This is a genomic window from Prosthecobacter sp. (assembly GCF_034366625.1).
In the GTDB taxonomy this organism is placed as follows: Bacteria; Verrucomicrobiota; Verrucomicrobiia; order Verrucomicrobiales; family Verrucomicrobiaceae; genus Prosthecobacter.
Window position 1 is genome coordinate 17,286 of the sequence record NZ_JAXMIH010000007.1, and the last position, 12,583, is coordinate 29,868.

The window sequence follows — 12,583 nt, forward strand, 5'->3', positions numbered from 1 at the left end:
TCCTCCGCCGCAATGACACACGTCCCCCTCATTCCTGACAACGCTCCCTTCAGCAGCGAACAACGCGCCTGGCTCAATGGCTTCCTCGCCGGTGTGCTGAATCGTGGAGCTCCCGCCGGCATGTCTGCCCCGGTGGAGTCAAAACGCCCGCTGCTCGTCGCCTTCGGCAGTCAGAGCGGCAACGCGGAAAGTTTGGCCAAGCGGCTGGCCAGGGAAGCAACGAGTCGGGGTTTCACGGCGCGAGCCGCGGGCCTCGATTCGTTGCAACCTGCCGATCTCGTCAAGGAACAGAACGTCCTCGTCATCACCAGCACCTGGGGTGAGGGCGACATGCCGGACAACGCCGTCTCCTTCTGGGACAGCATCAATCAAAACGGCAGCAGTCCGAAGCTCGACGGCGTCAAATTCAGCATCCTCGCCCTCGGCGACAAAAACTACGGCGAAACTTTCTGCCTCGCTGGCAAAAAACTCGACGAACGTCTCGCCGAACTTGGTGCCACGCGAATCACCGAGCGTGTTGATTGCGATGTGGACTTCGACGATCTCGCGAAGAAGTGGTCCAGCGCCGCCTTCACCGCGTTGACCGGCTCCACCGAGACAACGGCCGCGACGGCTGAACCCGAGGAGACAGGCTTCACCAAGAAAAATCCCTTCCAGGCCAAGCTCGTCGCCAACGTCAATCTCAACGCGCGCGGCAGCGCCAAGGACACTCACCACATTGCCCTTTCGCTGGCTGGTTCCGGTCTCAATTACGAAGTGGGTGACGCTCTCGGCGTCTATGTGCAAAACTGCCCCGAAGTGGTGGATGCCATCATCGCTGCTCACGGCTTTGATGCACAGGCCGAGGTCACGCTGCCTGATGGCGGCACAGCGCCGCTTCGCGAAGCCCTTCTCAAGCATTACGAGGTGCGCAGTCTCTTTGGCAAAACTCCCGAAGCCAGCGTCACGCTCACCGCCTTCATCGAAAATCTCCGCAAGCTCCAGCCCCGCCTCTATTCCATCGCCTCCAGCCTCAAGGCGCATCCTGAGGAAGTGCATCTCTGCATCGCCGCCGTGCGCTATAGCGCTGACGGTGTGCCGCACAAAGGCGTCGCCTCCACCTTCCTGTCTGATCGCCTCGCGCTCGATGACACCACCGGCATCTACTTCCACGCTGCGAATCACTTCCGCCTGCCTGCGGACACGTCGAAGCCCGTCATCATGGTGGGCCCCGGCACCGGCATCGCGCCTTTCCGCGCATTCCTCGAAGAACGTGAAGCCACCGCTTCTCCTGGCAAAAACTGGCTTTTCTTCGGCGATCAAAAACGCGCCTGTGACTTCCTTTACCACGACCAGATCATTGAGTGGGTCCAGAAAGGTCATCTCACCCGCCTCGACACCGCCTTCAGCCGCGATCAAGAGGAGAAGATCTACGTCCAGACCCGCATGATGCAGGCCGCCAGCGAGCTTTGGCAATGGCTGGAGGAAGGCGCCCACTTCTACGTCTGCGGTGATGCCAAGCGCATGGCGAAGGATGTCGATCAGGCCCTTCACGACATCATCCAAGCCGCTGGTGGAAAGTCCGCAGATGAGGCTGCCGCCTACGTCGCCCAAATGAAAAAGGAGAAACGCTATGCCCGCGATGTCTATTGAGCCCGCCACACTCGCGAATCCGATGAGCACCGACTTCTCGGCTGAGCAGAAGCACTACCTCGAAGGTTTCTTCGCAGGCATCGCCGCTGGTGGCGTTTCCTTCGGCGATCTCGCACCCGCGCCTGCCGCCGCACCCGCGGGTCCGTCCCTCGACGACCTCACCAAGGAAGAGCGCATCAAACGCGAGCTGCATCCCTTTGATGCCATTGAGCAGCTCGTCATGGATGCTCGCTGGAACTCGAAGCCTGAGCCCGAATCTGTTTTTCGCTACAAGTGGAATGGGCTGTTCTGGCTGAACCCGGTCAAAGACGGCTACATGTGCCGCCTGCGCATTCCTGGCGGCGTGGTGAAGAGCTACCAGCTTCGCGAGATCGCCGCCATCGCGCGCGATCTCACCACCGGCTACATCCAGATCACCACGCGGAACAATTTCCAAATCCGCCTCATCGAGCCGAAAAACTGCCCTGAAGTGCTGCGCCGCATTCAAGGCTGCGGTCTTCATTCCAAGGGCGCGGGCGCGGACAACATCCGCAACATCACGATGAACCCGTGCGCCGGTTATGATCCCTATGAGATCATCGACGTGCGTCCGCTCGTGAACGAACTCGCGACTCTGATCATCGGCTCCAAAGAGTTCTACGACCTCCCGCGCAAGTTCAATATCGCCTACGACGGTGGCGGCCTCATCTCCGCTGTCGAAGACACCAACGACATCGGAGCGAGCGCCGTGAAGATCGGTGAGAACAGTGAAGGCATCGAACCCGGCGTTTATTTCCGCATTGCCCTCGGTGGTGTCACCGGTCATCAAACCTTCGCCAGTGACTGGGGTGTGATCGTGAAGCCGGAGCAGCTCAACGACGTCATGGTCGCTCTGCTGCGCGTCTTCATCAAATTCGGCGACCGCACCAACCGCAAGAAGGCACGCTTCAAGTATGTCATCGAAGACAAAGGCCTCGATGGCGTTCTCGCCGAGACAGAAAAGCTGCTGCCCTTCAAACTGACGCGTCTTGCTCCCGATTCTGCCATCCAGGAGAAGCGCACGTTCTCACAGCAAGGTCACTCGCACGTCGGCACCTACCCGCAGAAGCAGGATGGCCTCGTGTATGTCGGTGCCACCGTTCCGGTGGGGCAAATGACCTCCAAGCAGCTCGAACGCGTCGCTGATCTCGCGGACAGCTACGGCAGTGGCGAAATTCGGCTCACCGTCTGGCAGAACTTCATCATTCCGAATGTCAAAACGGCCTATGCCGCCACCGTGGCGAAGTCCTTGAAGAAACTCGGCTTCCCCTGCGAAACTTCGCATCTGCGCAACGGCTTCATTGCTTGCACCGGCAACAAGTACTGCAAATTCGCCGCTAGCGACACCAAGGGTCACGCCATCGCCATGATGGAGTATCTCGACAAACGCGTGAAGCTCGACCAGCCCGTCAATGTTCACTTCACCGGCTGCGCCCACTCCTGCGCCCAGCACTTCATGGGCGACATCGGTCTGCTCGGGACCAAAGTGAAATCCGAGTCCGGCGAAGGCTACCACATCACCGTCGGCGGCGGCTTTGGTGAGAATCGCAAGATTGGCCGCCAGATTTTTAGCGGTGTGGCCTTTGAAAGTCTCGGCACCACGCTTGAAGCCATGCTCAAAGGCTATCTCGACAAACGTAGCGCTGGAGAATCCTTCCACGCCTTCTGCAATCGGCACACCGTGGGCCAGCTTCAAGAGGCGTTCAGCGCATGAGCTATTGCGTCACAGAGGCCCTACGTGAGCAGCAGACACTGCGCACCCCGGTGGCTCTGTTCGCCGATGAATACGACTCCAAATCCGTCCGCGAGCGCTTCACGCATCTCATTCCGCTCTCGAAGCCGAATCCAGGGGAGCAGTATGGCTTTGAAGTGAATCTCGATGCCTGCACCGGCTGCAAGGCCTGCGTGGCGGCCTGCCACTCGCTCAACGGCCTCGATGAAGGCGAATCCTGGCGTGACATGGGCCTGCTCGTCGGCACGCGGAAGCAGCCGTATCTGCAAACCGTCACCACCGCGTGTCATCACTGCGCCGATCCCGCCTGCGCGGAAGGCTGCCCGGTACTCGCTTATGACAAAGATCCCGTCACCGGCATCGTGCGTCATCTCGATGACCAATGCATCGGCTGCAGCTACTGCATCCTGAAGTGCCCGTATGACGTGCCGAAGTTCAACTTGAAGCGCGGCATCGTGCGCAAGTGCGACATGTGCCAGGGCCGTCTCGCCGAGGGTGAGGCACCCGCCTGTGTGCAGGCCTGCCCGAACGAGGCGATCAAGATCAAGGTCGTGAAACTCGACGCCGTGCCGGATCGCGGGCAGATCATCGCCGGTGCCTTCGATTCGAGCTACACGCGGCCCACCACGACCTACATCTCGGAAAAGCCGGTTCCCTCAGCCGCCAAAGCGGCAGATGCAGGCCGCATCGAGCTTGATCACGGTCACGAACCGCTTGCCTGGATGCTCGTGCTCACGCAGATGAGCGCCGGAACCTTCATCGGCTGCGCCGTGGCGATGTGGATGAATGCTCTGACACTACAGCAAGCCGCGATCACGAGTGCTGCGGCGCTTGTGATCGGTCTCGCAGGCATCGCCGTGAGCGTGCTGCATCTCGGCCAGCCGCTGAAAGCCTGGCGTGCGTTCCTCGGCTGGCGGAAGTCTTGGTTGTCGCGTGAGATCATCGCCTTTGGCGCTTTACCCGGCGGTGGCGCTGTGATCGCGGCGACGTGGTGGCTTGGAAATTACGAATGGATGCGCCTTGCCGTCACAGGCACCGCTGTTGCAGCCTTGGTGGCCGTGTTTTGCTCCGTGATGGTCTATGTGGACACGCGCAGGCCGTTTTGGTCGCTGACCATGACCGCAGGCAAGTTCTGCGGCACGATGCTGCTGCTTGGGGCCTGCGTTTGCGCGGCGGTGTGGGTCTGGTTCGGCATCGTGGCCGTTTACTGGGCGATGGCGATCAAAGTGCTGCTGCGCTGGAGCCTTTCGATCTGGGAAATCTCGCGTTTTCGGCTCGCTCTGGAGGATGAAACCTGCCCATGGCACAAATCGGCGCGTGTGATGCAGAAACATCTGTCGCATCACCTCGAAGTGCGCGGTCTGTCCCTCATCATGACGGGCCTCATGATTCCTGTGCTGATTTCCGCTGGTGCCTCCGCGCAGTGGATGCTCCTGCTGTCGTTGCTGCTCACCTTTGGCAGCCAGCTTATTGAACGCCGTTATTTCTTCACCGCCGCCTCAGGCTCCAAAATGCCAGGAAACTGACCATGATCACCGCACCTGCCATGACCTTTCGCGAGTGGGATGGACCGCTCACCACCGATCTCGTTCGTGAGCCGGCAAAGTTCGGTCTCGGCCAGGTGCCGTCACGTTTGGTGCCGGACGCCACCACGAAGGCCATCTGCGGCTTTTGCTCCACGGGCTGTGGCTTGAAAATTCATCTCAAGAATGGCGAGGCGATCAATCTCACGCCTGATCCCGACTATCCCGTCAATCTCGGCACCGCCTGTCCGAAGGGTTGGGAGGCTCTCACGGTGCTCGATGCGCCGGATCGTGCCACGATGCCGTTGCTGCATGGCAAGGAGGTCGATTGGGACACCGCGCTCAAATACTTCTGCGAGAAGATGCGCGAGATCCTCGACAAACATGGCCCCGAAGCGGCTGCTTTCTTGAGCACCGGCCAGATCATGTTCGAGGAGATGGCCTTCCTCGGTGCGTTGGCGAAATTTGGCATGGGCATCCTCCACGGTGATGGCAACACGCGTCAATGCATGGCCACCGCCGTCACCGCCTACAAGGAGAGCTTCGGCTTTGATGCGCCGCCCTTCACCTACGCGGACTTTGAGGAGAGCGACGTGCTCGTCTTCGTCGGTGCGAATCCGTGCATCGCACATCCGATCATGTGGCAGCGCGTGCTGCGCAATCAGCGCAACCCGGAGATCATCGTCATCGATCCTCGCACGACGGAGACCGCGATGGCCGCCACGCAGCATTACGCCATCAAGCCCAAGAGCGATCTCACGCTGCTTTACGGCATCGCGCATCTCATCATTCGCGAGGGCGGACTCGATGCGGCCTTCATCCGCGAAAACACCAACGGCTTTGAGGACTTCGAGAAATTCGTCGCCGACTTCACGCCGGATCGGGTTGCTGAAGAAACCGGCATCAGCACCGAGCGTCTCGCCCATTTTGCCCGGACGATCATCACTGGAACACCCCGCGTCTCCTTCTGGTGGACGATGGGCGTCAATCAAGGCCATCAGGCCACGCGCACGGCCCAGGCCATCATCAATCTCGCGTTGATGACGGGCAACATCGGCAAACCCGGCACTGGAGCCAATTCCATCACCGGCCAGTGCAATGCGATGGGATCGCGCCTGTTCTCAAACACCACGACCTTGCTCGGCGGTCACGATTTTCGCAACCCGAGGCATCGTGAGAAGATCGCCGCCGCCACGGGCATTCCCGTGGAGCGCATCCCGGATCGCCCCAGCCTCGCGTATGATCAAATCATCAAAGCGGCTGATGAAGGCACCGTGAAAGCCATCTGGTTTGTGGCCACGAATCCGAGCCACTCATGGATCGACCAGAACGAGATCAACCGCATCCTCGACAAGCTCGACTTCCTCGTCGTGCAGGACATGTACTGCACCACCGAGACCGCGAAACGCGCGCATCTTGTGCTTCCGGCCGCCGGTTGGGGTGAGAAGGAAGGCTGCTTCATCAACAGCGAACGCCGCATCGGCTACTCGCCCAAAGTGCGCCGCGCTCCCGGCCAGGCGCTGGCCGATTTCCACATCTTCCGTCTCCTCGCCCACTACTGGGGCTGCGAGGACTTGTTCCGAGGCTGGAGCAGTCCGGAGGCGGTCTTTCGTGTGCTGCAACGCTGCTCGGAAGGGCAGCCTTGTGACATCACCGGCATCGACGGCTATGAGATGGTGCGGAAATCAGGCGGCGTGCAGTGGCCGTTGCGGAAAGATGAAAAATTAAAGATCAAAGCTGAAAGGCGCTTGTTTGCCGATGGGAAGTTCTACACGCCGGACAAGCAGGCGAAGTTTGTATTTGATGCGCCTGTGGAAGCGCCGGAGCAGTGCAGCACGGAGTTTCCGTTCATTCTGATGACAGGGCGCGGCACGAGCGCGCAGTGGCATACGGAGACGCGCACGCGGCATTCAGCGGTGCTGGCCAAGATGATGCCGGAGGAACTGATGCTTGATCTGAATCCAGCCGACGCGGCTCGGCTCGGCATCCGCGATGGCGCGAAGGTGCGCGTCATCTCCAAGCGCGCTGAAATCACTCCCAAAGCCCGCATCACCTCCTGCGTGAAGCCCGGCGAGGTGTATCTGCCGATGCACGATGCCCGGGTGAATCAGCTCACGCACGCATCATTTGATCCGCACAGCCGCCAGCCGAGCTACAAGCACTCGGCGGTGCGGGTGGAGGCAAAGTAGCCCTGTTGCTGTGCAACAGGCTTCTGAGCAGTTGCACAGCAACTGCGCTACTTTTCAAAACGGAGGCGGTGGAAATCCAGGCGGCGGGCGCATGCCGGGGCCGCCGCGTCGGCCACGACCACCAGGAGGCGGACCGAATCCACCGCCGGGCGGGCCTCGACGTTCAAAGCTGGCGTCCGGCGTGCCGGCAAACTGACGCGGAATGAAAGGATACTCATTCGTGAGCACATAATAATAGGTGCCCGCAGGAAACTCCGACGTGACGCCGAAGCGACCGTTGCTGGCATCGAGATCGCCCGCGCCTTCGATGTATTCGTAGTCGTTCACGAAAGCGCCGTCGTACTTGCCGCCGGGAGAGCCTGTGGGCCGTGCACCTTGTTTGATGGCGTAGCTGGTGGCGAGCTTCTTCAAGCCGCTGCCGGCATCCTTCGCCTCGCTGTAACCCCACGGCCCATAGATCGGGAAACCATCCGCCGCCCAGCCGATGAGCGTCATCTTCGGCTGGTCACCGCCGAGTTTTTCGAGCAGGCCGTTCGGGATGCCGTGGTAATGATACGCGCCGTTTGGCTGCACATGCGCGTTGCTGGAGTCGAGGCCGAGATTGATCGCGCCGCCATGCGGTTCGTACTGCCAGCCGCTGCCGGGATCACCTTTCCACCATTCGGCGGCGAAGGGATCAAACACCACACCGTTCACGGCGATGCCGAAGGGCTGCATGCGGTAGGCCACCGGCTTCCCGGCCACCTGCGGTTTCAGCGGCACCTTGTAGTCGTAGTTCTGCGGCGCGATGACGTTGGGATTGTTGCGATTGGGAAACTGCCCCGGCGTGTGATCAGGAATGCCGTTCGCCTGGATGCGGCGGTACTTCCCATCCGTGGTGATCTTGACCTGGCTCGGTGGCAGTTGCGTGGAGGCGGCGAGACAGGCCGAAACGAAAACGACGCCACTGGTGCGGAGCAGCAGTGCAGGGAAGGTGATGGTGCGGGAGAACCTCATGTTGCGAACATAACCCCGGCGATCTGCCAATGTTACCGAGGTTTTTCGTCTTCAGGCCCGCTCGAAGGCTTTCATGAGATGCGTGATCTCGTCCTCGATCTCCGCCTTGTCCTCCACCGTCTCGGCCACTTCCTCGCGCAGCATGTCGCGGAAGCTGTCCAGCAGGCGGGTTAAAGCGGTGCGCAAAGAGCCGGGCGACATGTCGAGGGCGGCGGCGATGGCCTCATGATCATGGCCGCGCAGGCTGCCGCCATCCAGCAGCACGGGCTTGAGAGCGTCAAACAGCGCCTGCTTGCCGCGTGCGGCATGCTCGCGCTTCATGCGACGCAGGACGTGGCGGATGAGTTCGTGCGCCCATTTGCGCTCAAACAGGCGCTCCGGCGTCTCGTCATCGCTGAGACGCTCGCGCTGGAAACGCTGCTCGGCGGCAGCGAGGTCCATCTCCTCATCAAGGCTCACATCATGGGCACGTTTGCTTTGGGATGAGTGCCAGCTTGAGAGAAAGCGCGACAAGGCGGTGCCGAGAAAGCCGCGCAGGCGGCCTTTCTCCTCCTCCGCCGTCTGAAAGGACTCCAGCCGGATGAGCTTGGCCAGGAAATCATGCAGCACGTCCTGCGCGTCGTGATGATCGAGTCCGCGTCGGCGGATGTAGCAATAGAGCGGGTAATGATACTGCGCGCACAGTTCGTCCAGCGCCCGGCTCGAGACAGCATCGTCATGGCTGCGCAGACGAGAGATCAGTGTCCACTGCGTGGTGGGGAAGTGGGCGTTGGGAGTGTCTGCCATGTGAGGGAAATCGGATGCGGCAGGGAAAGCTCATCGGAAGGATGACAGCCTTCTCGAATCGGACGAGATGCTTCAGAGATTCATCCACGGTTACAGCAGGAACTCTAAAAGATGGCAAGGAGGAAATGATGATCGGAGCGGTCAAGCATCGTCAAGGCAGTCAAGAAGGGCCGCTCTTTGACAACGACTTGACCTCTTGACCACTCCTTGACCCATTCTCCCTCATGCCCGCCCGCATTCCGCAAGTCGCCATCCTCGTCGATACCTCGCGCTCGTATGGGCGTGACATCGTGCGCGGCATCCGGCGCTATGTGGCGGAGCAGGGGCCGTGGTCGTTGTATCTGGAGCCGCGGGATCTGCGCAGCAGCTTTCCAGACTGGCTCAAAAACTGGCAGGGCGAGGGCATTCTCTCGCGCACGGTCGATGAGACGATGCTGCGGCAGCTCAAGGCCACGAAGCTGCCAGTCATCGAGCTGCGCACCACGGTGCTGAAGCATCCGTTTCCGTTTGTCGGCATGGACAACAGCGTCATCGGCGCGCGTGTGGCCGAGCATTTTCGAAATCGCGGCTTCCAGCGCTTTGCGTGCGTGCTGGACGTGTCCGAGGCCTTCTTCATTGAACGCAGCGAGCGTTTCGTCGAGGCGGCGGGCGGATTTGGCTTCGACTGTCCGGTGTTTCAATCCAAGCGCATCAATTGGGAGCAGCATCAGCGTGATCTCGTCGCCTGGCTGCGCGAGCTGCCCAAACCGGCCGGTGTTTTTGCCGTGAACGACCAGCTCGGCTTCTGGGTGCTGGATGCCGCGCGGCGTGCAGGCATCGCCGTTCCGGAGGAACTCGCTGTCGTGGGCGCGGAGAATGACAACATGCTATGCGAGACCGCCTCTCCGCCGCTTTCCAGCCTGCGGCTGCGTGGGCAGGTCGTCGGTTACGATGCGGCGCGCATCCTTGACGACTGGATGACGAAGAAGCGCATCCCGAAGCCCGGCGAAAAGCACCTTCACCTGCCCGGCGACATCGTTGTGCGTCAGTCCAGCGACATCGTGGCCGTGGAAGATCCGCGCATCGCCGCCGCGCTGCGCTTCATCCGCCAGCATGCCACCGAGGAGGACATCGACGTGCCGCGTGTCGCGCGTGAAGTCGCGCTGTCACGCACCGTGCTGGAGCGCCGCATGAAAGCGCTCATCGGCCGCAGTCCCGGCGAGGAGATCAACCGCCTGCGCTTTGCTGCGGTGGAGAAACTTCTCACGCAGACCGATCTCACGCTCGATGCCATCGCCGCGCGCTGCGGCTTCACGCATCCGCAGTACATGGCCGGAGCCTTTCGGAAGCGGAAGGGGATCACGCCCGGCGAGTTTCGGAAGCGTGCGGCGGTGTGAGGCTGCCACGAAAACCAGCCTGTCTAGGAATCGTGTCCCATGAGAAATGAATCTGAACCGACAAACCAGGGTGAGCAGCACCCGATGCAAGGATGAAGCCTTCACCACGAGCTTGCGCGTCTGTGCGCCAGACGGACACGCCCGTGTGTGAGATTGCTTTACGCGGATTTCGTGTGTTTCGTGGGCTCATTCAACGACGTCCGTCCCCGATCATGCCCGAGCCTGTCCTGACCCAGCGTGCTGACAAGTACCTGCATCACATTCGCGTCTTCAAAACGCGAACCATCGCCACGCAAGCCTGCGCACGTGGCAATGTGACGATCGGGGGCCAGCCGGTGAAGGCGTCGCGGGATCTGAAGCCGAACGATGTGCTGGAAGTCGAGCGCGGCGACCTGCGGCTCAAGCTGCGCGTCATCGCCTTTTCACCCCAGCGCCTCGGCGCATCCCGTGTGCCGGAGTTCAGCGAAGACCTCACGCCGCCGGAGTGCTACCAAAAGGCGGCGGAGCTGAGACGCGAACGCTTGCTGATCACTCCGCGCGCGCATGAGATGGTCGCGAAGCCGGACAAGAAGCAACTGCGGGAACTGCGGAAGTTTTGGGAGGAGCAGGGAGATGCATGAGTGCGTTGTTCACGCTTCAGCGTGAACAACGTGCCGAGGATTCACTCGGCCTTCGCCTTGCCTTTGCCCTTCTTGCCCTTGCCTTGCTGGCTGGTCTTCGTGTCCTGCGTAAACGGCGCATGCTCAAACGGCACTGGATCGGCGGTGACACGCGGATCGCCGACAGCCTTGAGCTTCGTCATCAGTTCTGCGGCCATCTTTGCCTTCACCTCGGCGTAGCCCGGCTCGGCGGCAACGTTGATCATCTGCGCGGGGTCTTTGCTGAGGTCGTAGAGCTCTTCCTGCGGACGTTTGGCGAAGGCGTAGTCGAAGTGCCACTTGTACTGCGAATCGTTGCGATGCGCGATGAGCCAGGCCTTCGCGGGTGAGGAATCCATGTCCGGGAAGGCCTCATAGGTGTTGTTTTCGAGCGCGTCTTGAGCGGGCGTGAAGCTGTCGGTCAGATTCTTGTAGTCTCCCATAGGCATGCGCTCGGGTTTGAAGTTGTGGATGTAGAGGATGCCGTCTTTGCGCAGCGCGCGCTGTGGGTAGGGCAGGTTGCCCTCGCGGGCGATGCTCACATGCCGCTCTCGGCCAGTGATGACGTAATCGCGTTCTGTCTCGACCTGGCCGGATTTGCCGGACTTCATGACGCTGACGATGCTTTTGCCGTTCACACCGGGCGGAATCGTCGCGCCGCCGATTTCCATGAAGGTGGGCGACAGGTCCATGAGATTCACAAAGTCGTCGATGAAACGCCCGCCGGGCTGCCCGGGCCAGCGAATCGCCAGCGTGACGTTCACGCCGAAGTCATAGAGGTTGCATTTGCCGCCGGGGAAGCCGGGTGCGCCGTGATCGCCGCTGATGACGATGACGGTGTTGTCGAGTTCGCCTGCTTCTTCGAGTTGTTTCACCAAAACGCCCACCTGCGCGTCGAAGGCCTGGATTTCGCCGAGGTAGCTGGCGAAGTCCTCGCGGAACTCCGGCACGTCCGGCAGATGCTTCGGCAGTTTGCCCTTCAAATCATCGGGATTGATGCCCCACAGCGCCTGTCCGCTTCCTTTGATCCACTTGCGATGCACATTCGTCGGCCCATGCCAGAACAGGAACGGAGTGTTCTTGGGTCGTGCGGTGAGGAAGCTGGCAAAATTGCCATGCACCTCGTCATACATCAGTTGCTTGGCCGCATCGAGCGCCGTGCCGCCTGCGACGAGCTTCGTGACCTCCTCGGAGAAGTTGTTGAAGCGCCCGCCGGATTTCTGATACGCGTGCGCCTGCCCGCCGAAGGGAGCATCCGCCGGATCGCCCGGGCTCCACACCTTGAAGGCCTTGCCGATGTGGTAGCCCTGGTCCTTCAGCAGCAGCGGAAAGCTCGGAATCGCCGGATCCCACACCGCGCCGTTCAAGATGGCCGCGCGTCCCGTGTTGAAGAAGTAGCGTCCGGAAAGCAAGGCACTGCGGCAAGGCGTGCAGCTCGGCGCATTCACATAGGCACGGCGGAACAGCGCGCCTTCGCGGGCGATGCGGTCGATGTTCGGTGTCTTCACCACCTGATTCGGCGACGGAAACTTCTCATGCTCCGCGTAGATGCTCGCGTAGCGGCCCCAGTCGTCCGCAAAGCAGAACAGGATGTTCAACGGCTTCTCAGCGGCAGGACTGAGCGTGGCAAGGGCAAGGAGGCAAAGCAGGATTCGCATGGCCGCACCTTAACGACGGCCCGGTTGCCGAACCT

General features: G+C 61.1%; 9 protein-coding genes. 6 read left to right on the forward strand and 3 right to left on the reverse strand.

Translation table 11 applies throughout. The features are described 5' to 3' along the window. The first annotated feature begins 12 nt into the window (after positions 1-12). The 4 genes from U1A53_RS08065 to U1A53_RS08080 are packed head-to-tail and all read left to right on the forward strand — an operon-like array spanning position 13 to position 7,094. Positions 13-1,632 carry a flavodoxin domain-containing protein gene (locus U1A53_RS08065; RefSeq protein WP_322280142.1) on the forward strand — a complete coding sequence of 540 codons (1,620 nt, stop codon included), beginning with the start codon at positions 13-15 and terminating at the stop codon, positions 1,630-1,632. Positions 1,633-1,654: 22 nt separating this feature from the next. Beyond that, positions 1,655-3,364, forward strand: a complete 1,710-nt coding sequence (locus U1A53_RS08070; RefSeq protein WP_322280143.1) for a NirA family protein — start codon at positions 1,655-1,657, stop codon at positions 3,362-3,364. After that, positions 3,361-4,908, forward strand: coding sequence for a DmsC/YnfH family molybdoenzyme membrane anchor subunit (locus U1A53_RS08075; RefSeq protein WP_322280144.1), 1,548 nt, complete (start codon positions 3,361-3,363; stop codon positions 4,906-4,908). Before U1A53_RS08070 ends, U1A53_RS08075 begins: the two co-directional genes overlap by 4 nt. A 2-nt stretch (positions 4,909-4,910) precedes the next feature. Next, positions 4,911-7,094, forward strand: a complete 2,184-nt coding sequence (locus U1A53_RS08080; protein ID WP_322280145.1) for a nitrate reductase — start codon at positions 4,911-4,913, stop codon at positions 7,092-7,094. A gap of 54 nt (positions 7,095-7,148) precedes the next feature. Here the strand turns inward: U1A53_RS08080 and U1A53_RS08085 are convergent, their stop codons facing one another. After that, complete coding sequence (locus tag U1A53_RS08085; RefSeq protein ID WP_322280146.1) at positions 7,149-8,090, reverse strand: YHYH protein; 942 nt, start codon at positions 8,088-8,090, stop codon at positions 7,149-7,151. 51 nt (positions 8,091-8,141) lie between these two features. Next, a complete protein-coding gene (locus U1A53_RS08090; RefSeq protein ID WP_322280147.1) occupies positions 8,142-8,876 on the reverse strand; it encodes a hypothetical protein in 735 nt (244 codons plus the stop codon). Between the two features lie 224 nt (positions 8,877-9,100). Between U1A53_RS08090 and U1A53_RS08095 the strand changes: the two genes are divergently transcribed. Both U1A53_RS08095 and U1A53_RS08100 read left to right on the forward strand, forming a co-directional pair. Beyond that, complete coding sequence (locus U1A53_RS08095) at positions 9,101-10,252, forward strand: DNA-binding transcriptional regulator (protein ID WP_322280148.1); 1,152 nt, start codon at positions 9,101-9,103, stop codon at positions 10,250-10,252. A gap of 212 nt (positions 10,253-10,464) precedes the next feature. After that, entirely contained in the window at positions 10,465-10,872 is a 408-nt protein-coding gene (locus U1A53_RS08100; protein WP_322280149.1) for a S4 domain-containing protein, read from the forward strand. 41 nt (positions 10,873-10,913) lie between these two features. On the opposite strand, the gene U1A53_RS08105 is transcribed toward U1A53_RS08100, so the two are convergent. Continuing rightward, a complete protein-coding gene (locus tag U1A53_RS08105; protein WP_322280150.1) occupies positions 10,914-12,548 on the reverse strand; it encodes a sulfatase in 1,635 nt (544 codons plus the stop codon). Positions 12,549-12,583 lie beyond the last annotated feature (35 nt).